This window comes from Actinotignum stranguriae (assembly GCF_051265215.1).
GTDB lineage: Bacteria > Actinomycetota > Actinomycetes > Actinomycetales > Actinomycetaceae > Actinotignum > Actinotignum schaalii_C.
In genome coordinates this window covers 40,897-67,453 of the sequence record NZ_JBOZCJ010000006.1, presented here as the reverse complement: position 1 = coordinate 67,453, position 26,557 = coordinate 40,897, and the positions used below count along the sequence as shown (strand labels likewise).

Sequence of the window (26,557 nt, the reverse complement as noted above, 5' to 3'; positions counted from 1 at the left end):
GGATGGATCACTTACCTGTGGCAGCGGGAACGCTGCCCTCCGCTCCGTTTTATATTGCGGCCGGCCTGTGCCTGCTGCTCTCCCTGTGGTGCACCGTGGTGGGTGCTGCCCTCGGGCGGATGACCCGCACCGAAGCCGCGGAAATGTACGCGCATAAGGAACGCGGTTCGGCACGCGTGGTGGCCATTATGGCCCGCCGCCCGGCCGCCTCTATGGGCATCGCGGTGGTGCGGGCCCTCCTCATGGCCAGCTACGGAATCTGCTTCACTTTCGCCCTGGGAACGGATGTAGCTGCCTGGTGGCAGATCTTCCCCATTTTCTTCGGCGTGACGGTGCTGGTTCTCCTCGCGTTCGCCTTCTTCAACCCCCTGAGTTTCGGGGTGGAACGCCACCAGCGAGTGCTGCGCAAAGCCACCTGGTGGCTTTCCCCGCTCACCTGGTTGCTTTCGCTACTCATCCGGGAACGCGAATTCTCACCCGAAGAAGCCGAACAACGCCAAGAAGACCAGCTCGCGGTTATGGTGGAACGGGTGGCCGAATCCGAGGCCTTGGATGATGCCGAACGCGATATCCTGCAATCACTTTTCGATATGGGGAACACCCTGGTGCGCGAAGTCATGGTCCCGCGTACCGATATGATCGCGGTGGAGGCCGATGAAACCCTTGACCGCGCCATCTCCTTGTTCACCCGCTCCGGATTCTCGCGGGTGCCCGTGTACCGCGAATCCATTGATGATGTAATCGGGGTGCTCTACCTGAAGGACGTGATCCGGCGGGTGCACCGGCGCCACCAGCACGATGAGCTACGGGTGGCCGATCTGGTGCGCGAACCTGTGTTCGTTCCGGAAACTAAAATCATTGATACGCTCATGCGGGAAATGCAGGCCGACCAGGTTCATATTGCCCTCGTCGTGGATGAATACGGCGGTATCGCCGGCCTGGTCACCATCGAGGATCTTGTGGAAGAACTCGTGGGAGAAATCTCCGATGAACACGACCGGGCCCTCCCGGCCGTGGAAGAACTCGAGGCGGGTAGTTTCCGCATCCCGGCGCGTATGCCCATCGATGATCTAGGTGACCTCTTCGGAATCGAATTGGAGGACGACGACGTTGATACCGCCGGTGGGTTTTTCGCCAAAAGCATCGGGCGGGTTCCCATCCGCGGAGCAGAAACAACGGTGGCCGGAATCCACATGGTGGCCGACCGCTTCGAAGGGCGCCGGCGCCGGTTATCGACTATTATCGTTGCGCGCGAAGAAACCGATGATGAGGGTGAGGACTAGAAGACGATGACGGTGGAAAACACGGAATTTCGGGCCGGGTTCGCCTCGGTGGTGGGCCGCCCGAATGCCGGGAAATCAACCCTCACCAATGCGATGGTGGGCAAGAAGGTCGCGATTACCAGCGCCCGCCCGGAAACCACCCGGCGTATTATTCGCGCCATTGTGACTCGGGATGCCGGTCAGGTGATCCTGGTCGATACCCCCGGGATGCACCGCCCCCGCACCCTGCTGGGTGAACGCCTGGGTGATATGGTGCGCGATTCTATCGCCGATGTGGACACCATCGTTATGTGCCTACCCGCTAATGAAAAACTCGGGCCGGGCGATAAGTACCTCCTCGATTTGGCGGTGCGCGCGAAAGTACCCATGATCGCCGCGATTACTAAAACCGATCTGGTCAGCCGCGAAGCCCTTGCGGAGAAGATCGCGGCCGTGGCAGCTTTCCATGATTTTGTGGAGATCGTCCCGGTGAGTGCCGCCACGCTGGATCAGGTGGAAGTCCTCACCGAGCAGATTATTAAACAGCTCCCCGTTTCCCCGCCGCTATATCCGCTGGATGCGATTACCGATGAAACGGAAGAAACCCTCATCGCGGAGCTTATCCGCGAAGCGGGCCTGGAAAAAATGCGCGAGGAACTTCCGCATTCCCTCGCGGTCACCATCGACGAAATCATTGAGGACACCGCACCGAACGGTGGCCCGCTGGTGCGGGTGCATGCCTCTTTGCACGTGGAGCGCGATTCCCAAAAGGGGATTGTTATTGGGCGCGGGGGTGCGCGCCTGCGCCAGATTGGGCGCGATGCCCGCAAAGCCATTAAGGCGCTGCTCGGTACGCCGGTCTATCTTGATTTGCACGTGAAAGTTTCCAAAGACTGGCAACGTGACCCGAAAATGCTGGATCGACTCGGGTTCTGATACGTGCGTTTCACCGATCATCCCGATACCCCGCCCGCCGAGAATCCGCCGGCGGGGCGCACCCTGGTGCCAGCCAGCGGAATGGAAAGCGCCGCAGGCCCGGAACACAGCGCGCTCCGGGGCTGGCGGCGCTGGCTTCCCACCCATAAACGTTTCGTTACCTGGCTGATAGTGGTGCTCGCCGCCGGGCTGATCGGGAGTGCTTTCGGCCCGGGGTGGAATCCGCAACCCATGACCGCCGCGATCGCCCCGCAAACCGCGGATACCACAATTTCCACCGGGGTTCCCACCGCGCGGCTGGGAACGTACGAGGTGGCGAGTAGCACGGTCACCATCACCTTGCGGGATGGCACCCTCATTCCGGCTGTTGTTAAACGCCCGGTAGGCGCGGGCCCGGTGGTGCCAGGCATGCTTTTTATTCACGGTACCGGCACTTCTTCCGCGCGTGATTTCGGGCGGGAAACCGAAGCTATTGCTTCTACCGGGATTATTACGGTGGTTTCGGAAAAACGGGTAGCGAACTATACGACGACGCATCGTGACTATCTCCAGCTCGCCGCGGATTTCGAGGACGTCTACCGCGAGATGCTCTCCTGGGAGGACGTTGATGCGCGCCACTCCGGCCTGTACGCGGTATCCGAAGGCTGCTTCGTTGCGCCCATTGTGGCCACCAGCGCGCGGGCGGTGAATTACGTGGCTCTTATCAGCGCCCCGGTGCTCCCGATCCGCCAGCAGGGGGCCTACGCGGCCGACGCCTACCTGCGGGAGATTCACGCACCGGAACGCCTGCGCGCCGCCATTCCAAAACTTATCGGCCAGGATTTCGGCCCCGACACCTTCCGCTATATTGATTTTGATGCGGCGCCGTATGAGAAGCAGATGACCATGCCGGTTCTTATGCTCTACGGCACGGCAGATAATTCCATGCCGACGATCCAGGGCCCGCAGATGATGAGCAACTACCTGGAAGAGGCCGGAAACAGCGCGCTCACGGTGCGCTACTACAAAGACGCGGACCACGGCCTCCAGATCAACCGCCGGCAGCTGTCCCAGGCGGCCATGCAAGATACCGCGGATTGGGTTAACGGTTTACCCTTTACGGCGACGGCGCAGCCGCGGGTGGCCGGTGACCAACCCCGGCAGGCATTCGTCGCCCCCACCCTGACGGCCGGCGGGTGGTTCACCGCCCAAACAGCGCTCTATATCGCGCTGGGCGGGGTGGCCCTCCTCGGGCTCAGCATCGTGCTGGTGGCGGTGTGCTGGATTCCGGTGCGCGGGCATCGACTCTCGAATTTTTCCAGATCGGGCGCAGCCCTCAATCTCGCTTCGCTTTCCGTGGTGGGAGCCTGGGTGGTATTCCTCATCTACCTGGTGGCCGTTGCCCATATCGCGCTCACCTACTCACATAATCTTCTCATCGTCCAGGGCGGATTTGCCCTTGTACACCTAGCGGCTCTGGGCGCGGCGTGGATGCACGTGCGGGCCGTTTTCCGCAGCTGGAGTGCGCGGCCGAGCATGGGGCGCATCGCGCGAGTGACGACCCTCCTCACCCTCTGCGCCCAGGCGGTTCTGCTCATGAGCCTGGGATACTGGAACGCCTTTCCGGCGGTGCTCTAACCGCAGCCCTGAACTAACGCGGCCCGGCCGGGTACCACCAGCCCACCGCGCCGTCACCCTTCGTAATCGTCCATATCCCGGGCGTTATGTCTCACATCTCGGACAAGTCTGTGCATATTCAGCTAGCTGAGGGGCTAGAGTTATCCGTATGGGTTCCTCTCGCCTTCTCCTTATGAGCCGCCGCGAGCTTATTCGGCTTCTCGCGGCGGGTTAAGCTGCGCCGTCGTTCTTAAATTTGACCGCCACACAGAGAAGACAAGGTGACCACCCCATGAAAACTTCCGGATACACGCACCGTCAGCGCCCCTCGGGAATGCCGTTCTACAAGTACCGGCCCTTCCTCGACACCAATCCGATCGCGCTGCCGGATCGCACCTGGCCCAATAACCGGATCACCAAGGCGCCGCGCTGGCTCTCCACCGATCTGCGGGACGGCAACCAGGCTCTTATCGAACCCATGGATATGATCCGCAAGCGGCGGATTTTTGATCTGCTTGTCAAGATCGGCGTGAAGGAAATAGAGATTGGTTTCCCGGCTGCCTCCCAAACCGATTGGGATTTCGTGCGCTCCCTGGCGGAGGACGGCGCGGTACCCGAAGATGTGACCGTCTCGGTCCTCACCCAGTCGCGCCCCGAACTCATCCACCGCACTATCGATGCGCTGGCTGGATTCCCGCGCGCCACCGTGCATCTGTATAACGCGACCTCGCCGGTGTTCCGCGATGTGGTTTTTGGCTCCTCGAAGGAGGCTATCCGCGAACTAGCCATGGCCGGAACTCGGGAAATCGTGGCCTACGCCGAGAAAGTCTTGCCGGATGATCTCATTTTCGGCTTCGAGTACTCCCCGGAAATCTTCGTGGATACCGAAATTGATTACGCCCTCGAGGTCTGTTCCTCCGTCATGGAGGTGTGGCAACCGGATGCCGAGCGCGAAATTATTATTAACCTGCCCACCACGGTAGAACGCGCCACCCCAAACGTATACGCGGATCAAATCGAGTACTTCTCCCGCCATATCCCCAAACGTGAATACGTGGCGCTTTCCGCGCATAACCACAATGACCGTGGTACCGGGGTCGCCACCACTGAGTTGGCCATGCTCGCCGGGATCGACCGGGTAGAAGGCTGCCTTTTCGGGCAGGGGGAGCGCACCGGAAATGTTGATCTCATTACGGTTGCTATGAATCTCTATTCGCAGGGAATTGACCCGGAACTGGACCTTTCCGATATTGATGCCATCGTGGATGTGTGCGAAGAATGCACCGGGATTGAGGTGGGGCCGCGGGTGCCCTACGCTGGCTCGCTCGTCTACACGTCCTTCTCCGGCTCCCACCAGGATGCCATCAAGAAAGGCATGCAGCGCCGGGCATCCGATCTGGCCGCGGCCGGGGGAGATGAGCGGCAAGTTCCCTGGGCGCTGCCCTATCTACCCATTGACCCGAAAGATGTGGGGCGCACCTACGATGCCATCGTGCGCGTCAACTCCCAATCCGGCAAGGGCGGTGTGGCCTATCTTATGCAAACCACCCGAAACCTGGATCTGCCGCGGCGTATGCAAATCGAGCTGTCCCGCATCGTGCAGACCTGGACAGAACGCACCGGAGAAGAAGTCAGTGCGGATACCCTCTGGGATATTTTCGTGGACGAATACCTCCCGCTCTCCCAGGGCTACGGAGAGCAGGGGCCGGCGGGCGCGCACGGGGCACCGGGGAAGGCCAGCACTCCGTGGGGGCGTTACCGCTTGCGCGCGCTGGAATTCACGAACCATAGCGGCGGGGTGACCGATATTAGCGCCGTCGTTGAAACTCAGGCGGACGGTGTGCAACATAGCCTGCACGGCAGCGGCAACGGGCCCATCCACGCTTTCGTGACCGCGATGGAACAGCTGGGCGAATATATCCGGGTGCTCGACTACGCCGAACACACCCTGAGCGAAGGTACGGATGCTTCGGCTGCCGCGTATGTGGAATGCGAGATCGATGATCAGGTGCTGTGGGGCTGCGGCATTCACACCTCCACGACACGCGCCGGCCTCAAGGCGATTATCTCGGCTGTCAATCGCGCGCACCGCTAAACTGGGAGCCAGTGAAACTCTATCGGGATGAAGGAATCGTCCTGCGCACGCAGGACTTGGGGGAAGCGGATCGTATCGTCACCCTGCTGGCACGCGCGCACGGCCTGGTGCGATGCGTGGCCAAAGGGGTGCGCCGCACCCGCTCCCGATTCGGGGCGCGCCTGGAACCCTTCACCTACGTGGATGTGCAGCTCTACCGGGGGCGCAGCCTTGATGTCGTCACGGAAGTGGCAACCCTCAATCCCTTCGGGCGGGCCATCGCGCCTGATTTTGAAGCCTACGCGGCCGCGAGCACCATGGTGGAAGTAGCCGAAAAGCTCGGGGCGGAAAGGGAGCCGGACCGAGCTCACTACCGCCTCCTCCTCGGGGCACTCAATTCCCTGGCCTCCCGCCAGCACGCTCCCTACCCAATTATGGATTCTTACCTGCTGCGTGCCATGGCGGTATCCGGGTGGGGCCTGGCGGTCACTTCCTGCGCGCTCTGCGGTAGCGGGGAGGACCTCACCGCCTTCCACGTGCAAGCCGGTGGGCTGGTGTGCCGGCGGTGCGCCCCGCGCGGGGCAGCCTATCCGGGGGAAGACGCGCGGCGGCTCCTCGCCGCGCTAGCCCGCGGGGATTGGGAAATTATCGACGCGCTTGCCGGGAGCGCGGGGGAAACCGCGCACGGCTATATTTCCGCGTACGTGCAATGGTATCTGGAACGCAAGGTACGTTCCTTGCAGATCGTGAGGTCGGCATCATGACAGAAGTACACCCGAAGCTGGAGCATCCACATCTGGCCCACCTGGAGCGGCCCACCCCGGCCCATCGGCCCGGCCTCACGCCCCCGCGGTTGGGGCGGGTGCCCGAGCACGTGGCCATCGTGATGGACGGCAACGGGCGCTGGGCAAATGCCCGCGGGCTGGCGCGTACCGAAGGCCATAAAGCCGGCGAGCGTTCCCTCATGGACGTGGTGGCCGGGGCCTTGGAACTCGGAATCGCGGAGCTATCCGTCTACGCTTTTTCTACCGAAAATTGGCGGCGTTCGCCGGCCGAAGTTCGTTTCCTCATGGGGTTTTCCCGCGATATTATCCGCGCCAACCGCGATCAACTCCACGACTGGGGCGTGCGGGTGCAGTGGGTGGGGCGCGAGGGCCGGCTGTGGCGCTCGGTGCTGCGTGAGATTCACGCCGCGGAAGAACTGACCGCGGGGAATACCCGCATGGTGCTCAATCTGTGCATTAACTACGGCGGGCGCGCGGAAATTGTCGATGCGGTGCGCGCGGTGGCCGAACGGGTAGCTCGCGGGGAGCTCACGGCGGAGCGCATTAGCGAAGCCACCCTAACCGCCCAGCTCTACGCTCCGCGGATGCGCGACGTCGACCTCCTCATCCGCACCGGCGGGGAATACCGCACCTCCAATTTCCTCATGTGGGAAAGTGCCTACGCGGAACTGTATTTTTCTCCGCTGCCCTGGCCCGAATTCGAGCGGCGCGCCCTATGGGATGCCTGCGCCGCCTACGGGCAGCGCGAACGGCGGTTCGGCGGCGCCGTCGACAAGATTGCGCCTCAGGATACCGGCACCGGTGCTGCGAGCGCGCCGCGGGGCGCGGGCGCCGTCGCCAAAAACAGGCCCGAGGGCACGGGCACGGACCGCTAGACTGGAACTCAAGCACGCCCGCCGCGCGGACGCGGCGCCCCAAGCACGCATAAGGAGCGGATATGACCACCCACGATCCCTACGCCGGAGTGCCGGCCGGAAGCGTTGATCTTCACCTCACCTCCGATGATTTCGCGGAAGGCGAGGCACTGCCCGAAAGCGCCACCGGGGCGGGCAGCACCCCGGGCGGTGCGGACCGCAATCCGCAACTGGGGTGGGATGCCCCGCCGGAGGGTACGGTCAGCCTGCTCGTCTCCTGCTATGACCCGGATGCTCCCACGCCGTCCGGATACTGGCACTGGACGGTGGCGAATCTGCCCGCGGATACCAGCGAGATTGTGGCCGGTGGCTCCGGTGCGCTTGCGGCACCGGCCCTCACCTTGAAGAACGACGGCGGAACCCCGACTTTCCAGGGCGCCGCCCCGCCGGCCGGCCACGGCCCGCACCGCTATATTTTCGCGGTGCTCGCCCTCGACACCGTTCTGGATATCGATGTGGAAACCCGGCCCGCGGTGGCGTATTTCCTAGCCCGTGAACACGTGCTCGGCCGCGGCCTACTCACCGGCACCTGGGAAAACAACTAAAGTAAACGAAGCGCAAGGGGAGGATAACTCAATGACTGACGTGCGCACATACGCGGTACTCACGCCTTTTGATAGCGCGGATACCCTCGCGGCGCTCTGCGCGCTGCACGGCCTGGACGTGCAGGTGGTCGCCACGCATTCCGGAGCGCTGGTGTATCGCCAGCTGGCAACGCCCGTGTATGACGAATGGGATATCCGTAATATCACCGGCCCGGATCCTGATGAGGAACCCGCCTCCCTTTCCGATGACGCCCCGGCGGTTGCCGGCATGCTCTCCCGCCTCAGCCCCTACGGTTCCATCCTCATTGATGTGAATCTGGATAAGGAATCCACCGGTTTTGAGCCGGGCGTATCCGGGATGGTGCGCGCGCGGCGTTTCTTCGCAGGCAAAGCCGATGAGGAAATCGCTTCCGGCCTGCTGCTCAATTCTTTAGATCCCATCGTTGAGGAGCTCATGCTGGGGGAGCGCTCCATTACCGACTGTGACCCGTGGGATTCCGCGAAGCTCACCCAGCAGGATATTGAGAAAATCCTGCGCAAGGTGACCCGCGGGGAAAGCGCGGAAGGTATGCGTGGCGAGGCTGGCGAGGAAACCGCTGCGGGGGATAACGATGAGCTGTGAGCTGCTCGTTGCCGTCGATATCCGGGCGGGGCGTTCGGCGCGGCTCGGTAGCGGGCCGGAGGCGTGGAGTGACCCGGCGGTGGCTATCGCAGATTTCCGGGCGGCCGGGGGACGGTGGATTCACCTGGTGGATCTGGATCTTGTGTACGGCACCGGGGATAATTTCGCGTTGTTAGAGCGCCTCATGGAGAGTAGCCCGATGCGTTGGGAACTCTCCGGGGGAATCGACAGCCCGGAGGTACTCGAGCGCGCCCTCGCCACCCGCGCGGAACGCATTAATCTTGCGACTACCGCGCTGCGGGATCGTGCGTGGGTGGCGCGGGTGCTGGCGCAGCACGCGGATCGGGTGGCCGTATGTCTTGATGTCGACGGCGCCCGGGTGGTTGCGCGCGGTGCCGGTACCGATGTCGGGGAGTTACGCGAAGTTATTGATTTTCTCGACGACGCCGGTGCCCGCCGCTACGTTGTTACAGATCGAAACCGAGATGGCGCCCTCGCCGGGGCAAACCTCGAGTTGCTTAGTCGGGTGGCGGCGCTGAGCCCGGCGCATATCACCGCCTCGGGCGGCATGGCGACGCTCGCTGATCTGCGCGCGGTTCGAGAACTGAGCGAGAGCGGCGCGAGCGGCGAAGCTGGTTGCCCCGGTCGCGTGGACTCGGTCATTATTGGCAAAGCTTTCTACGAAGGAAACTTCACCGTTGCCCAGGCCCTCGCGGAGCTTTCTTAACCGTCGAACTTGTTACGGCCGTGAGTTGCATATACGCCGTGGTATGTGGGGAGAATAACCCACGGTGTTATCCATAACTCATGGCGCTGTGCTACACTAGTACGGTCAATCCGGCATTCTGCCGGAACGCAAGTGGAGAAATCCCACCTAGCCGCCCGCCCGGGCTGCTGTTTCGAAAAGAAATTTTCGAAAACGGAAAGATCGGGTTATATCAAAGGGTAGCGGGTTCGTAACATGGCCATCTGGCGTGCCGTGTCACCTCGGGAGTACTCCGTGCGTTGTCCACGTTGAGGAACAGAGGAACTGCAATTAACAACGAACCGCGTGTAAATGATCGCATCCACGTCCCTAAGGTGCGCCTTGTTGGCCCCAGCGGTGAACAGGTCGGTGTGGTGCGCACGGAAGATGCGCTCCGCCTAGCCGTTGAGGCGAACCTTGACCTGGTGGAAGTTGCTCCGAATTCCAACCCGCCGGTCGCGCGCCTCATGGACTACGGGAAATATAAGTACGAATCCGCCCAGAAAGCTCGGGAAGCACGTCGTAACCAAGCCAATACTCAGATCAAATCCATCCGGATTGGGCTGAAGATTGACGGTAATGACTACAACACCAAGAAGTCGCAGGCGGAACGTTTCCTAAACGCCGGGGATAAGGTCAAGTTTGATCTTCGTTTCCGGGGCCGTGAACAATCCCGTCCGGAAATGGGTGTGCGTCTGCTTTCGGGCCTGGCTGAAGAGCTCGCGGAAATTTCCACTGTCGAAGCAGCACCTCGCGCTGACGGGCGCAATATGTCCATGGTTCTTGCGCCCACGCGGCGCAAGTCCGAAGCGAAGTCCGATCAGCGGCGTCGTCGTGAAGCGGAACGTGAAAACCGGCGCGCGAAAGCAGCCAAGCGCGCGGCGGAACGCAACGGACAATCGTCCGAAACGGACAGCAACGCAGCAGCAACCGAATAAGTTGACTTGTGAAAAGCGCGCCCGCGGGCGCGGAGATCTGGTAGATCAAATGTGCCCCCGGGGCACGAGTGAGGATGAATAATGCCCAAGATGAAGACGCACTCCGGTGCGAAGAAGCGTTTCCGCGTGACGGGAAGCGGCAAGCTCATGCGCGAACAGCGCAATAAGCGCCACCTGCTGGAGCACAAGAGCTCCACCCGGAAGCGTCGGCTCTCGCGCGACCAGGTTGTGGACAAGTCCAACCTTCGCGAAGTTAACCGTCTGCTCGGCCGCTAGATTCGTCCGACGAAAAGTTTTGTAAAAGGAGAAAAACATGGCACGCGTCAAGCGCTCCGTTAACGCCAAGAAGAAGCGTCGCACTACCCTAGATCGGGCGTCCGGCTACCGCGGGCAGCGGTCCCGCCTCTACCGCAAGGCCAAGGAACAGGTCACCCATTCCTTCGTCTACAACTACCGCGACCGCAAGAAGCGGAAGAACGATTTCCGCAAGCTGTGGATCACCCGCATCAACGCGGCCGTGCGCGCCGAGGGCATGACCTACAACCGCTTCATCCAGGGCCTGGGCCTGGCCGGAATTGAAGTTGATCGCCGTCAGCTCGCTGAAATGGCCGTCAATGATCCCACCGGTTTCACCGCGGTGGTCAATGCCGCCAAGGCTGCGCTTCCGGAAGACGTGAACGCACCCAAGGTTGCCTAAGCTTTTTCAAGCGTGACATAGCAGCGGCCCGAGTGACGAAACCTCGTTACTCGGGCCGCTGCGTTTAGACTACAATCATGAAACTTTTCGCCCACCGCGGCCTGTGCGCCGACGCCCCCGAAAACACGATGGCCGCATTCCGGGCTGCCTACCAGGCCGGATTTACCTGGATCGAAACGGATGTGGATATCACGGCAGATGGCTCGCTCCCGCTCTGCCACGATGCCACCCTCGAGCGCACCACCACGGGCCACGGGCGGGTCGATGCGCTGCGTGCCGCCGATCTGGAGACCTTGGACGCCGGATCCTGGTTCAGCCCGGGCTTCGCGGGGGAGAAGATTCCCACCCTCGCCCAACTCGTTGATTTTGCACTCGAGACTAGCATGGGTATTAATATCGAAATGAAACCATGCGTGCAAGGTGGCCAGCAAGCCCGTGCCCTCGTGCGCGCGGTGGCGGAACAAGCCCGCAGGCTCGGTCCCGAGCGAGCCCTGGTCTCCTCTTTCTCGCACCTGCAACTGGCCGAATTCGCGCGCCACGCCCCCGAGATCCCGCGCGGCGCACTCGTTGATCGAACGAGTTTCGGGCCGGATTGGCTCACCGTCCTCGACCTCACCGATTCCCGCTATCTGCACATGAGCGACGACGCCGTGACCGCGGCCGTGGTGGCAGAGGTCCGGGCAGCGGGCCGAGACGTGCACGTCTACACAATCAACAACCCCGAACGCGCCCGGCAATTGGAACGCTGGGGCGTGGCCGGTATTTTCACCGACGGATTCGTGCGGCCCTAGCGCTACCGAAAAACTGCAAGCTATAGAAAAAGAAAAAGACCCGTGAAAAGCACACCCGCATCGCATACCCAACTCACCCGCGCAGCCCGCCTACACCGGCCCCAGCAGCGCGAACGTTTCCGGCAAACCCTGGTGGAAGGTCCCGGGGCTGTTCAGGAGCTCCTCGCGCACCGCGCGAATCTTGTTCGCGACGTCTACTATACGAAAGCCAGCCTGATCTCCAATCCGGACTTGGGCGGGCTTATTAAAGAAGCCAACGTGTACCATCACCCGCTTAATGCCGATGAGATGCAGGCGCTCTCCGAAGATGCGCGCGGTGTTGTGGCCGTTATCGACATTCCGGAAACTCCCGCGCTCACCCCGACGGTCAAGGACGCGAAGCTGGTGCTCGCCACCGCTAATATCCAGGACCCCGGGAACGTTGGTGCCATTATTCGAGCTGCTGACGTGGCCGGATGCGATGCGGTGCTCCTTGGCCGCGGTAGCGTGGAGCTGTGGTCCCCGAAGGTTATTCGATCCTCAGCCGGCTCTATTTTCCATCTGCCGGTTCTCGATTCCATTAACATCAGCAAGCTTGACGGCGTTCTGGAGCGCGCGGGCATCAGTTTCTTGGCAGCCACCGGGGAAGGGGAGTGGGATCTTGCCACCCTGGTGACGTCTGCAAATGACACCGCTTATCTTGGGCAGCCGCCCCTCGGGCCGGATCTCACCCGGCCGGTATGCTGGCTGCTGGGAAACGAAGCGCACGGCTTCGCGGATGTGGACGCCAATGTGGATGCAACGGTCGCCATTCCGATCTACGGGAAAGCCGAATCCTGCAATGTTGCTATGGCCGCCGCGATTCTTGCCAGCACGACGGCGATGATCCAGCACCGCCCCTAAATAAACGCATACCGCACCTAAAGAAAGCCCTGCGGACATAAGTAAGCGGGCGGCGAAGATTCTTCTTCGCCGCCCGCCGTGGGCTACCCTGTGGCGGGTGCACCCAGCACTACTTTGGTGGATTTACTGCTGAATGGTGGATTTACTTGTTATCGGAGAGGTTCTCTTTGACGTCCTCGAACTTTTCCTTCGCGGCATCACCGGCATCGGAGGCAGCGTCCTTCACCTTCTCGCTAGCATCCTTCGCCTTGTCACCGGCATCGGAAGCCTTCTCCGCGGCCTTATCGCCGTGGTCCTTGTCCGTTAGTTCGTCCTTGATGTCCTCGAACTTTTCCTTGGCGGCATCGCCCAGCTGACCTGCCTTATCAGCAGCCTTCTGACCGAATTCCTTAGCCCGATCAAAAGCTTCGGTTGCGCCTTCCTTAATCTTGTCCACAAATTCGTTCGCCATAGCGACTCCTTTCCGTTGATTAATGGAACAAATCGATCATAGCAAAGTGGTGGCCGTCACTTCATGTTAAGGTGGTTAATGCGCTCGGCCGTGCGCGAACGTATCGCGCACGGCCGAATCTGCAATGCCGGACAGCTCGTTGGGGCGCTGGCGGCTCGGTGTGGAGCCACGCTCCGCTTACCGAGCCGTAAGTGCCGCGGCTGAGCGGTGGCTGCCTTACTGAGCGGTGGTTCCGCTCAGCTTGGAGGTGTCCACCCGGAAAGCCCGAGCCGGAATCGTGGTGACGAGTGCTTCGGATACCTCGAGAGCCTCATCAAGCTCCAGGCGATGTTCGGCAACCATACGGGCCAGGTACACGGCGTCCATCCGGCGTGCGACGTCGTGCCGCGCGGGAATGGAAGCGAAGGCGCGGGTATCGTCAATCATCCCGGAGGTCTTGTAGAAAGTACCGTAGGGGGTGACCTGCTCGCGGTAACGCAAAATCGCATCCGGCTCATCGATGAACCACCACGGTGCGCCCACGTAGACGCTCGGGTAGTAGCCGGCCAGCGGAGCCAGTTCGCGCTGGTAGACATCTTGATCGATGGTGAAGAAAACAACCTGGAAGTTCGGATTGTCCCCGTACTCGGAAAGCATGGGACGCACGTTATTCGTGAACTCCACAGCCATGGGCACATCGCCCCCGACATCCGCGCCCAGGCGCTCAAAGGCCGCCTGGTGGTGGTTGCGGTACACGGCCGGGTGGAAGGTCATCACCAGGCCGTCCTCGCAGGCCAGGCGAGCCTGGTCGTTGAGCATATGCCGGCGCAGCGCAGCGCCGTCTTCCGGCGAAATCTTGCCGTCCAGGGCGAGCTTGTAAAGTTCGGCCGCCCGCGCCTCGGGTAGGCGTGCCGTGCCCGGATCGCGATGCGAATGATCGGAGGAGACCGCACCCATTTCCTTGAAGAAGAGGCGGCGCTTGCGCATGGCCTCCACGTAGCCCGCATAGGTGGACACATCCTGATCGGCCGCCTGACCGAGCGCCTCCACATTTGCCTTGAAGTCCGGGGTGGCCGGCTCGAGGTACTTATCGGGGCGGAAGGTGGGCGGAATATAGCCTTCCCAGGTGGGATCCTCGAGGAGCTGCTTGTGGTAGCGCAGATCGGAAACCGGATCATCGGTGGTGGCCATCATCGCCAGGTTGAAACGCTTGTACAGCGAGCGGGGGAGGAACTCCTCCGTCTTGAGCAATGCGTTGATGTGATCGTAGATCTGGTCGGCAGTTTCTTCGGAGGGGCGCACATGCACATCGAAGACATCCACAAATTCGGATTCAAACCAGCCCTGCACCGCGGTACCGCGCAAGGTCCACCAGTTCTTGCAGAACAGGCGCCAGGCCGCGCGGGACTTTTCGGGGGAAAGCGGGCTTCCTACCGGTACGCCCAGATCGGCCAGATCCACCCGGCCCACCGCGTGCAAGAGGCGGTTGGTGTAGTGATCCGGGGTCAGGAGCATGCTCGTGGGATCGGTGAAGGGGGTATTGAGAGCGAGCCATTCGGGGGGAACGTGGCCGTGCGGGGAAATGATGGGATGCTTCTTGGTGACCTCGAAAATTTCGCGCGCCAGTTTCCGCTGCGTCGGATCGGCCGGGAAAAGCCGATCCGGATTGAGAGTGAGGGGCGTCGACATTGAATCCTCCTATTTTTGAGCCGGGCGCGGGGCTTTCCCTCGCCTCGGCTTTCTTCTTTTAAGGTACTCCACCGCGCCAGGTGGCACGCGGGCACAGAGACCGGGGGCGTGACCATCGGCGACGACGCCGCGGCCCGTACCCTCACTTTACGCGAAAACATGCGGTTTTCGGGAGAGTATTTGAAAGCACGAAACGGGAATTTCTAAATGTGAAAAATATCATGGTGGGGGCGGAGGGGTGCGCGCAAGCGCCGTCGTCGTGCAAAAAACCGCGATAATCCGCGGTTTTCAGAGAATCTCCCCGGTGGCACGTCACTCGTCCACGATATGAACCGGGAGCTAGATAACTGCTGGAAAGCCTTGGAAACTTATAAGCTTTTGATGCGAAAGAGCGGTAGTGATAGCTTCGCGGCAGTGTAGCGCGGTAACAGCTCGCGCGGGCACAGAAGCCGAGCGTGAGCGCGGTAAGAGTCGATGGCGAACCACAACCGTTCCTCCTTTCACAGAAAGACAAAAGAAAATGGGAACACACAATAGCGGCGCATTAGACGCCGATAAGCGTGGTGAGCTGGAGAAACTCTCCAAGCTGCGCGTGTACACCGCCAAGCCGATCACCATTGGTCGCGGTATTTGTTTCGGGCTGGTGGACCTCATGGGTGGTGGGTGGAATACCATCATCTCCGGTCTGCTGCTCTACTTCTTCACGAACTACGGCGGGGTAACGGCTACCCAGGGTGGTCTTATCCTCGGTGTAGCTCGTATCGTTGATGCTCTTATTTCGGTATTCATCGGCCCGCTCACGGACGGTTTCTACCGCACGAAGCTGGGGCGGCGTTTCGGGCGGCGCCACTTCTTCCTCATGATCGGCGGCCCACTGCTGCTTCTCATCTTCCCGCTGCTGTGGATCCCCTTCGGCGGGTTCTGGTACTACCTCGTTATCTACCTGCTGATCGAAGTTATTATCGCGATCATCCTCATTCCGTGGGAGACGCTGCCCACCGAAATGACGCGTAAGTACGAAGAACGCACCACGCTTTCGTCCATGCGTATGTTCTGCTCGGCTACGGGTACTTTCGTGGTGTTCTTCATCCCGGCGCTGGTGCGCGGTAACGTCTCCAACCCCTGGGCCTACCTCGGAATCGGTGGCGCCTTCGCGGTGCTCTTCGCTATCGGTGTGTTCACCACTTACGCCACCACGTGGGAGCGCCCGCTCACTCCGGAATTCGTGGCCGAACTTGACGCCATGCCGAAGATGAACGGTTTCCAGATGCTCAAGCACACCGCGGTGGAATTCACCTCGGTGTTCCGCAACTCTTCCTACAACAAGCACCTGACGGTGTACCTCTTCTCCTTCACCGGCAAGGATGTGTACGCTTCGGCGCTCACCTTCTTCGCCGTCTACGCGGTGGGAATGAGCGAATCCCAGGGCTTCTGGCTGCAGGCCGTGTCCATCGTGGGTATCCCCATGACGATTTGGGCGATGTTCCTCATGCTCTCGCACGGGCCGCGTTTCCTGTGGGCCTTCTCCTTCACGCTGATCCTCGCCTCGCTGGCGGGTGTGGGTGCGATCTACCTCATCGGGCCGGAAAGCAACGCCTTCATCTACCTGCTGGCCACCGCGGTCATCTACCAGTGCGGGCGCGCGCTGCTCGAATACACCCCGTGGAATGTGTACCCCTTCATTCCGGACGTTGACTACATCATGACCCGCGAAGACCGCGCCGGTATCTACGCGGCCGTTATGACCTTCGGGCGTAAGTCCACCGGTGCGCTGGGAACCTTCCTCGTTGGCTGGTTCATGGATCTGGGCGGTTTCGTCAATCCGCTGGAAAAGGGCACGAACCTGGCGGCCTCCGGCTACACCCCGCTGCACGAAGGTGCCTGCAAGGTAGATGCCTCCGGCGTGCTGGAAAGCTCCTGCCAGGTGGCTCAGTCCACCGGCGCTTCCCATATGATCGCCTTCGTGACGGTCATTCTTCCCGCGATCCTCATCGGGGTGGCCTTGCTTGTTTCCCGCTTCGTCAAGCTGGATAAGCACACCCACGCCATCCTCATGGATGAGATCCATCGTTTGGAAGCGGGCGGGGCGAAGGAAGACGCCACTCCCGAAGCCCGCAAGGTTGCTGAAGACCTCACCGGGCATTCGTGGGACAAGCTCTGGCCTGAGGTTCCCCTGAGCCAGCGCTAAATTTAGGAACGACGCCGGCGCCGCGTACCGCGGCGCGAGCGGCCTTCCAGTTACCTCACAGCGGGGCCGAGTCCATCTCGGCCCCGCTGTTACGCACTCTCGGCGAGTTTGACTAGAATTGACATGGTTAACAACAAGAAAGGCAGCTATGTCCTCACAGCTCAGTCCCCTGGACGAAGCGGGAGTACAGGCAGCCGTAGCGCAGGCCCTCAGTGCTTTTGCCGCGGCTACCACTCTCGAGGAGTTGAAAGCCGCGCGGCTGGCGCACAGCGGTGATAACGCTCCGATCACTCACGCAAATATGCAGATCCGGAACCTCGCCAAAGAAGAAAAGCCCATTGCCGGCAAGCTTCTGGGCGCGGCCCGCAAAGACATCCAGGCGGCCCTCGCCAGCGCCACCGCCCGCATTGAGGAGGCGGAAGCGGCCGCGGCCCTCGCCACTGAAACGGTGGATGTTACCGTGCCGACCAACCGGTCCCCGCGGGGGGCGCGCCATCCGCTCACGGTTCTCAGTGAGGATATTGCCGACTTCTTCATTGCCATGGGCTGGGAGATCGCCGAAGGCCCCGAAGTGGAACACGAATGGTTTAACTTCGACTCCCTGAATTTCGGGCCCGACCACCCGGCACGCCAGATGCAAGATACCTTCTACGTATCGGGTGTCGTCGACGGTGCCGGTGCGGTAACCGAGGAACGCAACCTGGTGTTGCGCACCCACACTTCGCCCGTGCAATCCCACGCGCTACTGCGCCGCGGGGCTCCGCTCTACATCGCCTGCCCGGGCAAGGTATTCCGTACCGACGCGCTGGATGCCACCCACACCCCGGTTTTTCACCAGGTGGAGGGCTTAGCGGTCGATAAGGGCTTGACTATGGCCCACCTGAAAGGCACCCTTGATCACTTCGCCCGCCATATGTTCGGCCCCGAAGCCAAGGCGCGCCTGCGCCCCTCTTTCTTCCCCTTTACCGAACCGAGTGCCGAAATGGACCTGTGGTTCCCGCAAAAGAAGGGCGGCCCGGGGTGGATCGAATGGGGCGGCTGCGGCATGGTCAATCCGGAAGTACTGCGCAATAACGGTATCGACCCGGATATTTACACCGGATTCGCTTTCGGGATGGGCCTGGAGCGCACCCTGATGCTGCGCAATTCCATCGCTGATATGCGTGACATGGTGGAAGGTGATGTGCGCTTCTCCATGCAATTCGGAACCACCGGGAGGGGAAACTAATGCCACTTATTCCGCAGGAATGGTTAGGCTCGCACGTGGAGCTGCCCGAGGATCTTACCCCGGCGCAGCTGGCTGCCGCGCTGGTAAAAGTCGGCTTGGAAGAAGAAACAATCCATCCAGCTACTGTTACCGGCCCGCTGGTTTTCGGCCGGGTTCTCACCCGCGAACCGAAGAAACAAAGCAACGGCAAAATCATTAACTACTGCCGCGTGGACGTAGGCCAGTACAATGACGAGCCCGGTACCGGCCGGGAGCCCTCTGAGCTGCCCTCGCGCGGCATCATTTGCGGGGCCCATAATTTCGAGGCGGGCGATACCGTGGTTGTCTCCCTCCCCGGCGCGGTGCTACCGGGTGGTTTTGAGATCGCGGCCCGCAAAACTTACGGCCATATTTCCGACGGCATGATGTGTTCGGAACGTGAACTGGGGCTCTCGGATGAAAGCGCAGGAATTATTGTGCTCGACGCCGCGGCCGCCAGCCGGGTGGAACTGGGAAGTGACGCCCGGCAATTCCTGGGCTTGCCCGGGGAAACCCTGGAAATTAACGTAACCCCGGATCGCGGTTACTGCTTCTCCATACGCGGAGTAGCCCGCGAATACCACCACTCCACCGGAGCATGCTTCACCGATCCGGGCCTGCCTACGCAGCCACTCCCGGAGGCGACTCCCACCGGTTTTCCGGTGCGGGTGGAAGATAATGCGCCCATTCATGGCCAGCCCGGCTGCGACCTTTTCGTGACTCGGGTGGTGCGCGGGGTGGATCCCGAAGCGCCCTCCCCGGCCTGGATGGCACGCCGTCTCCAGCAAGCCGGCCAGCGCTCCATTTCGCTGGCGGTCGATGCCACGAATTACGTCATGCTGGACCTGGGCCAACCGCTCCACGCCTACGATCTGGATAAGATCCGCGGCGGCGGGCTGGTGGTACGCCGCGCCACGGCCGGTGAAAAACTCACCACCTTGGACGACGTGGAACGCGTCCTCGATCCGGAAGATCTTCTTATTACGGATAGCGATGGAGCACGGGTTCTTGGCCTGGCCGGCGTGATGGGTGGTGCGGACACTGAGATCACCGCCGAAACGCGCAATGTCCTGGTAGAGGCAGCGCATTTTGACGCGGTATCGGTGGCGCGTAGCGCCCGGCGGCATAAGCTCCCCACCGAAGCATCCAAGCGGTTCGAACGCGGGGTGGATCCCGCGGTGGCGGCGGTGGCCGCGCAGCGCGTCGTCGACCTTTTGGTGGAATACGGCGGGGGAGAAGCTACCGATGAAGTATTCCACTACGGCCAGGTGCAGCCGCTGCCCGCGCTGGCTTTCCCGATTGCGGATGTGGAACGCCTGACTTCATTGCGACTGAGCGCGGATCGTATCGCGGATATCCTCACGGATATCGGTTGCACGGTGGAACGTAGCGGCGAGGTGTGGAGCGTGCAGCCTCCGACCTGGCGCCCGGACCTGGTCGGTTCGGCTCATCTGGTGGAGGAAATTGCGCGCCTGGAGGGCTACGACGCAATTCCAACCGCCGTTCCCACCGCTCCGGCGGGGCGCGGCCTGAGCCCCGCGCAGCGGCAGCGCCGCGATATTGCCCGTACCCTAGCTGAAACCGGGTGGGTGCAAGTACTTACCTATCCCTTTATCCCGGCCGCGCGTTTCGATGAGCTCGGGTACGCCGCGGATGATGAGCGACGCACCGCTATCGCCTTGGCTAACCCCCTGCAAGACGATGCCAATCTGCTACGCACGTCCCTGCTCGACACCCTCATTCCGGTGGCCTCGCTCAATGTGAAGCGGGGTAATCCGGCGGTGGCAGTGTTCGAGATGGGCACGGTGAGCCGTCCGGCTGGCATTAGCCCGGCTCCGATTCCGGCAGCGGGCCAGCGCCCCTCGGAAGCAGAAATTGCTGCACTCCACGCGGCTATTCCTGCTCAACCCCATCACGTCGCCGGGGTCGCCTGCGGTCCGCGCACGCCCGCGCGGGCCGGTTACCCGGTAGAAACATGGGATTGGCGTGACGCGGTGGAAGCCGGGCGGCGGGCTGCCGGTATGCTTGCCGACGTTTCGGTACGCGCCGCGAGCCAGGCCCCTTGGCACCCGGGGCGCTGCGCGGCCATTCTCAGTGGCGATCAGGTAGTTGGCTATGGTGGGGAACTTGCTCCGGCCGTCTGCAAGGCCTTGGATATTCCGGCGCGCTCTATCGCCTTTGAGGTGAATACGGATGCGGCGCTTCCCGATACCGTGGAACCCGCCGCGGTGAAGCCGGTATGGACCAGCCCGGTTGCCAAGGAAGATCTCGCCTTTATTGTTGATGCCGACGTGATTGCCGGTGATGTACGGGCGACCATCGAGGCAGCCGCGGGGGAGATCCTCGAGGGCATTGAACTCTTCGATGTGTTCACGGGCGATCCCGTACCGGAAGGCAAGAAGTCACTGGCGTTCTCGCTGCGTTTCCGCACCGATCACACCCTGACCGCTGAGGAAACTGCCCAGGTACGCCACCGGGTCGCACGCCGGATGCGCAAGGACTTCGGCGCGGAGTTGAGGGCGTAATGGCGCAGCAGGAACTGGAGCGCGAAGAATCGGGCGAGGCCGCGGCGGCTAGCGTGGAGCGGGCCGGTTTAGAACCCGCCCGCCGGATTCTTATCACCGGAGCCTCCCGGGGCGTGGGCAAGGAGCTTGCTATTGGCTTAGCGGCGCCCGGGCGCACTCTCATTTTGCTGGCGACCAAGCTCTCCAATTTGGATGGTACCGCCACCGAATGTGAGATCCGGGGTGCCCAGATTATTACCCTCGGGTGTGATCTAGCCAAGGAATCCTCCATTCGAGAGATGTTGCGCATCCTCCTGGAGGAAGGCGCACCCGATATGGTGCTCAATTCTGCCGGGGTGTACGGGGAAGAGGAACTTCCCTGGGATACCAGTCTGGAAGATTTCCAGCGCACCATCGCCATTAACGTGGAGGCGCCGTTCCAGCTCGCGAAAACGTTGGTGCCCATTATGCTGGAGCGTGGCGGGGGGAGAATTCTTGATCTTTCCGCCACCGCGGCCTCGCACGATTCTGCGGATGCGGTATCGTATTACGCCTCGAAAACGGCGCTTTTGCGGCTGGCTGCTTCTTTGCATCTAGCCGGGTACCAGCGTGGCTTGCGGGTACTTTCCCTCAATCCGGGAGCGGTGAAAACCGATATGACGGCCTCCATGAAACGCTATCGCGACCGCACCGAATGGGTACCGCTCGGGGAATCGGTAGCTATTGCCCAGGCATTTGCGGCCGGCGAGCTCGACGGACTTTCCGGCACCCAGGTGCGGGCTGGAACGGACTCCCTGGAAAAGCTTCGCGAGCTCTCCGCGCGTGGGGTATCCGGGCGGGCGCGCCGCCTGCGCCTAACCGGATGGGATGCCTAAATCTCTCCGGGTCCAGCAATGAGGGCTAGGGGCAGGCAATGACTAAGGGCGGGAGTCTCCTGCAATGGAGGCTCCCGCCCTCGCTTTGTACCCAGAATAACTAGTGGTTAGTTAGCCCCGAATTTTTCCCCGCAGACCTTGGCTGCTTCGCCCATAATGGCCTGGTCTTCCTGGGAGAGCAAAAGGACCTGCGCGGCGATATTACGCTGGCCCTGCTCGGAAAGGCCGCGGTTGAGCGCTTCATCAACAGTGCACTCCACCAGCTGGGGGAGCATCGCCTTTTGGGCTTCCGGAATATCCTGCGTGTTCTTGAGTAACTCCGAAGTAGCGGCGAGCATACCGGCGCTCACCTCATCGCGGCTAGGTGCCGGACCATCCGTTGCGATAGCTGCCGGGCCCTTATCGGTGATCGGCGCGGCAGGCTCAGCGGAGCTTTCAACCGGTGCCGACGGCGCGGCCGGTGCCGACGCGGCTACCGATGTTTCCGGAGCCGGCGTAGCCGATTCCGATGTATCGCTCTTACCCGAACAAGCGGCCAGATTCACCACGAGGCATACCGCGGCAACGCCGCCCAAAAATTTACGCATCTTCACTCATTTCCACGCGGAATAAAACAAGTAGATACTATCAGCTACGCGGCATTCACCCGCGGGCTGCCCGCGTGAGGTATACCGCCTAACGCGCGGGTAGCACAAATGGGTAATAAGGCGTGGGCTTAGCCCTGGGGCTGGCCAACGAGCTTCGTCACGCAACCTTCGGTGATTTTTTGGAGAAGCTCATCGTCCTGTTTCGGAACGTCATTAAATTTATCAGCGTCACCCGTGGCAATGATCTTGAGGCCCTCCGCGGAGACGCCCTGTTCGATAGCACCATCGGCTATGCATTCAACAAAGTTAGAAAGCATGGCTTCCTGAAGGCCGGCCGGGGCCGACGTGCCCGTCTCCTTGATAGCGGAACTGAATCCTTGGTTCAGCCCGGCTACGATCTCATCACGAGAGGGCGCGGCATCCTTTCCGGAACCGTTGGAGCAGGCTGTTAGAGTGATCGCGGTGCAGAGCGCCGCCAAACCGGCAAAGATTTTACGCATGGAATTCTCCTCAGAAGCGTGGTAGTGGGTGAAAGTTTATCCAGCCCACCACCACTTTACCGGGAGAAGGTTACCAGCGCGTGAACACTAAGCGGCGACACCTATGAGCGACGCCACCCGCGTCCGCCGCGGCGTTCCCCGCGATCATGCCGGTCATGGCGCCGGTCTGAGCGCCGCTCAGCCCGGTAATCCGAACCGTACTCACCTTCGTCACCGCGGTTGAAGCTGCCGCGCCCGCGCCCGCGCCGATCCCCGCGCGCGGTGCGATCCGAACGGCCGTGGCCCCCACGGCGCGCGGTGGGAGCACCGCTGTCCTCGGAGATACGCAGGGCTCGCCCGGAAACCTGGGCTTCGGAAATGCGCCGGCGGGCTTCCGGAGAAAGCGGCACCCCGATTTCCACCAGCGAGAACGTGGGATAAATATCGATATGACCCAGGTCCGAACCGCGCAGGCCACCTTCGTGGGTGAGTGCGCCAACGATAGCTCCCGGCCGCACCCGATCCTTATGCCCGACCTCGATGCGGTAACGCTTCCCGCCCTTGAATTCACGAGCTTCGCGACGCTTCTTCTTGAAGGAATCGCGGCTATCCTCCCCGGTGAAGCTTTCCTCTTCATCCGCGGAAGGCCCGGGATCGCGCACGCCCAAGGCCAGCAGGGCAACGATAATATCCTCGAGGCTCATCGGCTCGGGAGCGTCACTCGCTGCTTCGGTAACGTCCTCATCCGTGGGGAGGGAGGCGTCACTCGCGGCTTCGGTAACGTCCTCGCCCGCGGGGAGGGGAGCGGAGGAGGCTGCGGCGTCGTCGTTCTTAAGCTGCTGCGCCTCTTGTTGCGCGGCCAAGAATTGCTCGAGTACCTCGCGGTAGACCCCCAGGCGCCCGGCATCGAAACGGGTGCGAGCCTGCTCCATGAGTTTGGCGGCGCGCAGTTTCGAAACCTCGGCCGGGGTGGGAAGATCGATTTCTTCCATCTTCGATTTGGTGGTCTTCGCGATGCGGCGCAGGCGCGGGAGTTCCTTCGGGGTCACGAACGTGAGTGAGCGACCCTCGCGGCCAGCGCGGCCGGTGCGGCCGATGCGATGCACATAGGTATCGGCTTCGCGCGGCACATCAAAATTGACAACCAGCCCGATGCGTTCCACGTCCAGGCCGCGCGCGGCCACGTCCGTGGCGATAAGAACATCCAGGGTGCCGTCGCGCAGGCGCGAGACCAAGCGTTCGCGATCCTTTTGGGCGACGTCGCCGGACAGCGCCGCGGTGGCCACCCCGCGGGTACCCAGCTCAATCGCCAAGTCCTCGGCGGTGGCGCGGGTGCGCACGAAGACGAGGGCGGCGTCGGCCTCAGAAACCGCGAGTACTCGGGCGAGGGCACCCACCTTGCGGCGGGCCGGAACCACGGCGAACTCCTGGGTAATATTCGCAACCGTCGAAGCCGGGGGAGTAACAGTAATTTCCTCCGGGTCGTGCAGATGAGAATCCGCCACGCGGCGAATCGCGGGAGGCATCGTAGCGGAGAAAAGCGCCGAGACGCGCTCCGCGGGCAGATCCGAGGCGATCTTTTCCACGTCCTCCGCGAAGCCCATGCGCAGCATTTCGTCGGCTTCGTCCAAAACGAAGTAGGAAACGTGATCGAGCACAAGCGCGCCGCGATCAATGAGATCCATAATGCGCCCGGGCGTGCCCACCACCACGTGCACGCCGTTTTCAAGGGCGCGCAGCTGCGGCGGGTAGGGCGAACCACCGTACACAGCCAGCACCTTGGTATCCGTGCCGCGGGCAAAAGATTCAATGGCGTCCGCGCCCTGGAGCGCGAGTTCGCGCGTGGGGGCGAGCACAAGTGCTTGTACGACGGCGCTGCTAGTATCCACCCGTTCCAGGAGCGGCAAACCGAACGCCGCAGTTTTCCCCGTTCCTGTTTGGGCGACGCCGATAACGTCCCGCCCGCTCAGCAGGAGCGGAATGGCCTGTTCCTGGATCGGGGAGGGGTGTTCAAAGCCGAGAGCATGAATAGCGGTGAGCGTTTCCTCGGAAAGCCCGAGGTCAGCGAAAGTCGCCGGAGTGGCGGTGGAGGAAGAATCAGACGGCGTGTGTTCACCGAGATGTTCAGACATGAATTCCTAACATAGGCACAGGGGGCGCAAACGCGCCGCTACTAGTTTACTCCGGGGCGCAAGCCCGGCGGTGGATATGCGCGGTGAGCTTGCCCTCTGTTCGGAACGGGGCGCGGGTGCGGTGTGCCGCAGCGATACCCGGGGATTAGTTCGGACCAGGGATTAGTTCCTGCCCGGCCCGGGTTCCTCGCTGAGCATATCCGATCCACTCAGCTTTTCCCCGCCCGGACCCACGCCACTCAGGCGCTGCGATTCGGCAAGATTGGCTGCGGCCTCACTTCCCGCGGGTGGCACAATGCGACTGGCCACCACGGCACCGGCAATAGTCAGCGCGATGGACACCGCGATTCCCGCCATCAGCGCAATATCCTGCGGCGGCGTAATAACGGAATAAATAATGCCAATTATTGCGGCAACGAGTGAAGTCCCCATGGAATCAGCCACCTGGAGCGCCGAGGAGGTGCGTCCTTGACCGGCTTGGGAGGTGCAGGCGAGCGCGTGCACGCTCAGCGCTGGGAAAGCAAAACCGCATCCGATACCCGCGATGGCCCAGCCAAGAATGACGAGGCTTCCTGGAAGGGCGTGGTGTGAGCCGGCTAATACCAGGGCCAACCCGATGGCGTCGGTAATCGAGCCCCATAGCGGCAGGCGCAGGCGCAACGCCGCATTGGTAATCCGCCCGGAGAAATACGATCCCACCGCCCAGGTAATTGAGCCGACCGATAAAATGAGACCGGCTTCCACCGGGCTCCACCCGTGCACATCCTGGAGCAGCAGCGGTAGAAACATCTCAATGGCCGTGAAAGTACCCAGGAGGACGCGGGTGGCGATTGTTGCGGGTAGTCCGCGCACTCCGCGGAAGGTTCCGCGCGGGAAGAGCGGGCGGGCACAGAACACCAGGGCAAAGGCACATACGCCAATAATCGCGAAGGTGCGTGCGTTATGCGACGTCGCCCCGCTCATAATTTGCAAGCACGCCACCAGAGCGCCGGTGCCGAAAGCCGGAACCACCATGGTGCGAATATTCATCGGCTTCTTCACGCGGTCGATATCGGGGATTTTATTCATTCCGATAAAGAAGAAGGGGCCGATGAGCAGGATGGTGGCGGGGACGAATCCGAAAATCCAGCGCCAGGACATTGCCTCGACGATAATTCCGGCGAGCAGGGGCCCGAAAAGCGAGGGGAGAACCCAGGCCGCGGCGAAAGCGGTGAAGAATCCGGGGCGACGGCGCGGCTGCACGCTATTGCCCACGATGGTATAGAAGGGCACAATAATGAGCCCGCCGCCCAGGCCCTGAATGGCACGCCCGGCCACGAAAACTTCCATGCTGGGGGAGATGGTACAGATTGTGAGCCCCACGGTGAGAAGCACAACGCCGGTGTAGAGGCAGGAATGCGGGCCTTTGGAATCGGACCATTCCCCGGCGAGCGCCGTCGTCATGAGCTGGGCAGCAAGTACCACGCCGAGCGCGAGGGCGTAGAGATTCTGGCCGTTGAAGGCGCGGGCAACGGTGGGCATGGCCGTGGTGACCGCCATGCTCTCAAAAGCAACGAGCGAAATAAAGCCGACGGAAAAAATGCGGAAAAGGCGTTCGCGCTCCGGAGATAGATACCTGCTCATTAGATCAATTACACTAG

The 26,557-nt window shown here is 61.9% G+C and carries 24 protein-coding genes; 18 read left to right on the top strand and 6 right to left on the bottom strand.

Annotated features, from left to right (window positions below; genetic code table 11):
* Positions 1–2 precede the first annotated feature (2 nt).
* The 14 genes from ACRQEG_RS03695 to ACRQEG_RS03630 all read left to right on the top strand — a co-directional run bounded on the left by ACRQEG_RS03695 (position 3) and on the right by ACRQEG_RS03630 (position 12,787).
* Complete coding sequence (locus ACRQEG_RS03695) at positions 3–1,283, top strand: hemolysin family protein (protein WP_274733041.1); 1,281 nt, start codon at positions 3–5, stop codon at positions 1,281–1,283.
* A gap of 6 nt (positions 1,284–1,289) precedes the next feature.
* Entirely contained in the window at positions 1,290–2,198 is a 909-nt protein-coding gene (era, locus tag ACRQEG_RS03690) for a GTPase Era (RefSeq protein ID WP_126134509.1), read from the top strand.
* Between the two features lie 3 nt (positions 2,199–2,201).
* Positions 2,202–3,815, top strand: a complete 1,614-nt coding sequence (locus ACRQEG_RS03685; RefSeq protein ID WP_284891121.1) for an alpha/beta hydrolase family protein — start codon at positions 2,202–2,204, stop codon at positions 3,813–3,815.
* A 271-nt stretch (positions 3,816–4,086) separates the two neighbouring features.
* Positions 4,087–5,889 carry a 2-isopropylmalate synthase gene (leuA, locus tag ACRQEG_RS03680; RefSeq protein WP_274733045.1) on the top strand — a complete coding sequence of 601 codons (1,803 nt, stop codon included), beginning with the start codon at positions 4,087–4,089 and terminating at the stop codon, positions 5,887–5,889.
* 11 nt (positions 5,890–5,900) lie between these two features.
* Positions 5,901–6,632: a DNA repair protein RecO gene (recO, locus tag ACRQEG_RS03675; protein WP_274778257.1), complete on the top strand. Its 732-nt coding sequence runs from the start codon at positions 5,901–5,903 to the stop codon at positions 6,630–6,632.
* Positions 6,629–7,528: a polyprenyl diphosphate synthase gene (uppS, locus tag ACRQEG_RS03670; RefSeq protein WP_274755667.1), complete on the top strand. Its 900-nt coding sequence runs from the start codon at positions 6,629–6,631 to the stop codon at positions 7,526–7,528. The genes recO and uppS overlap by 4 nt, the downstream gene beginning before the upstream one ends.
* 62 nt (positions 7,529–7,590) lie before the next feature.
* A complete protein-coding gene (locus tag ACRQEG_RS03665) occupies positions 7,591–8,112 on the top strand; it encodes a YbhB/YbcL family Raf kinase inhibitor-like protein (RefSeq protein WP_274755668.1) in 522 nt (173 codons plus the stop codon).
* A 31-nt stretch (positions 8,113–8,143) separates the two neighbouring features.
* Complete coding sequence (locus ACRQEG_RS03660) at positions 8,144–8,734, top strand: hypothetical protein (protein WP_274733051.1); 591 nt, start codon at positions 8,144–8,146, stop codon at positions 8,732–8,734.
* Entirely contained in the window at positions 8,724–9,461 is a 738-nt protein-coding gene (locus ACRQEG_RS03655) for a HisA/HisF-related TIM barrel protein (RefSeq protein WP_274733053.1), read from the top strand. Before ACRQEG_RS03660 ends, ACRQEG_RS03655 begins: the two co-directional genes overlap by 11 nt.
* 278 nt (positions 9,462–9,739) lie before the next feature.
* On the top strand, positions 9,740–10,417 hold the full coding sequence (gene infC, locus ACRQEG_RS03650) for a translation initiation factor IF-3 (RefSeq protein ID WP_206435355.1): 678 nt from the start codon (positions 9,740–9,742) through the stop codon (positions 10,415–10,417).
* An 81-nt stretch (positions 10,418–10,498) separates the two neighbouring features.
* On the top strand, positions 10,499–10,693 hold the full coding sequence (gene rpmI / locus ACRQEG_RS03645; protein ID WP_016442851.1) for a 50S ribosomal protein L35: 195 nt from the start codon (positions 10,499–10,501) through the stop codon (positions 10,691–10,693).
* 37 nt (positions 10,694–10,730) lie between these two features.
* Complete coding sequence (gene rplT / locus ACRQEG_RS03640) at positions 10,731–11,114, top strand: 50S ribosomal protein L20 (RefSeq protein WP_026429412.1); 384 nt, start codon at positions 10,731–10,733, stop codon at positions 11,112–11,114.
* Positions 11,115–11,191: 77 nt separating this feature from the next.
* Entirely contained in the window at positions 11,192–11,905 is a 714-nt protein-coding gene (locus ACRQEG_RS03635) for a glycerophosphodiester phosphodiesterase family protein (protein WP_274733058.1), read from the top strand.
* A gap of 42 nt (positions 11,906–11,947) precedes the next feature.
* On the top strand, positions 11,948–12,787 hold the full coding sequence (locus tag ACRQEG_RS03630; protein ID WP_126134499.1) for a TrmH family RNA methyltransferase: 840 nt from the start codon (positions 11,948–11,950) through the stop codon (positions 12,785–12,787).
* A 142-nt stretch (positions 12,788–12,929) separates the two neighbouring features.
* Here the strand turns inward: ACRQEG_RS03630 and ACRQEG_RS03625 are convergent, their stop codons facing one another.
* Positions 12,930–13,238: a hypothetical protein gene (locus ACRQEG_RS03625; protein WP_126134498.1), complete on the bottom strand. Its 309-nt coding sequence runs from the start codon at positions 13,236–13,238 to the stop codon at positions 12,930–12,932.
* A gap of 216 nt (positions 13,239–13,454) precedes the next feature.
* The gene (gene uxaC / locus ACRQEG_RS03620) at positions 13,455–14,906 is read right to left on the bottom strand and encodes a glucuronate isomerase (RefSeq protein WP_274733062.1); all 1,452 of its coding nucleotides are present in this window, start codon (positions 14,904–14,906) and stop codon (positions 13,455–13,457) included.
* 520 nt (positions 14,907–15,426) lie between these two features.
* Here uxaC and ACRQEG_RS03615 point away from each other — a divergent pair.
* The 4 genes from ACRQEG_RS03615 to ACRQEG_RS03600 all read left to right on the top strand — a co-directional run bounded on the left by ACRQEG_RS03615 (position 15,427) and on the right by ACRQEG_RS03600 (position 21,719).
* The gene (locus ACRQEG_RS03615; protein ID WP_126134496.1) at positions 15,427–17,094 is read left to right on the top strand and encodes an MFS transporter; all 1,668 of its coding nucleotides are present in this window, start codon (positions 15,427–15,429) and stop codon (positions 17,092–17,094) included.
* Positions 17,095–17,242: 148 nt separating this feature from the next.
* Positions 17,243–18,322, top strand: a complete 1,080-nt coding sequence (gene pheS, locus ACRQEG_RS03610; RefSeq protein ID WP_126134495.1) for a phenylalanine--tRNA ligase subunit alpha — start codon at positions 17,243–17,245, stop codon at positions 18,320–18,322.
* Positions 18,322–20,865, top strand: a complete 2,544-nt coding sequence (pheT, locus tag ACRQEG_RS03605; protein WP_274733065.1) for a phenylalanine--tRNA ligase subunit beta — start codon at positions 18,322–18,324, stop codon at positions 20,863–20,865. The genes pheS and pheT overlap by 1 nt, the downstream gene beginning before the upstream one ends.
* Complete coding sequence (locus tag ACRQEG_RS03600; RefSeq protein WP_274733067.1) at positions 20,865–21,719, top strand: SDR family NAD(P)-dependent oxidoreductase; 855 nt, start codon at positions 20,865–20,867, stop codon at positions 21,717–21,719. The genes pheT and ACRQEG_RS03600 overlap by 1 nt, the downstream gene beginning before the upstream one ends.
* A gap of 107 nt (positions 21,720–21,826) precedes the next feature.
* Here the strand turns inward: ACRQEG_RS03600 and ACRQEG_RS03595 are convergent, their stop codons facing one another.
* The 4 genes from ACRQEG_RS03595 to ACRQEG_RS03580 all read right to left on the bottom strand — a co-directional run bounded on the left by ACRQEG_RS03595 (position 21,827) and on the right by ACRQEG_RS03580 (position 26,540).
* Positions 21,827–22,306: a hypothetical protein gene (locus ACRQEG_RS03595; protein WP_274733069.1), complete on the bottom strand. Its 480-nt coding sequence runs from the start codon at positions 22,304–22,306 to the stop codon at positions 21,827–21,829.
* A gap of 128 nt (positions 22,307–22,434) precedes the next feature.
* A complete protein-coding gene (locus tag ACRQEG_RS03590) occupies positions 22,435–22,806 on the bottom strand; it encodes a hypothetical protein (protein WP_274733071.1) in 372 nt (123 codons plus the stop codon).
* Positions 22,807–22,907: 101 nt separating this feature from the next.
* On the bottom strand, positions 22,908–24,917 hold the full coding sequence (locus tag ACRQEG_RS03585) for a DEAD/DEAH box helicase (RefSeq protein ID WP_274733073.1): 2,010 nt from the start codon (positions 24,915–24,917) through the stop codon (positions 22,908–22,910).
* A gap of 162 nt (positions 24,918–25,079) precedes the next feature.
* Positions 25,080–26,540 carry an MFS transporter gene (locus tag ACRQEG_RS03580; protein ID WP_274733075.1) on the bottom strand — a complete coding sequence of 487 codons (1,461 nt, stop codon included), beginning with the start codon at positions 26,538–26,540 and terminating at the stop codon, positions 25,080–25,082.
* Positions 26,541–26,557: the final 17 nt, after the last annotated feature.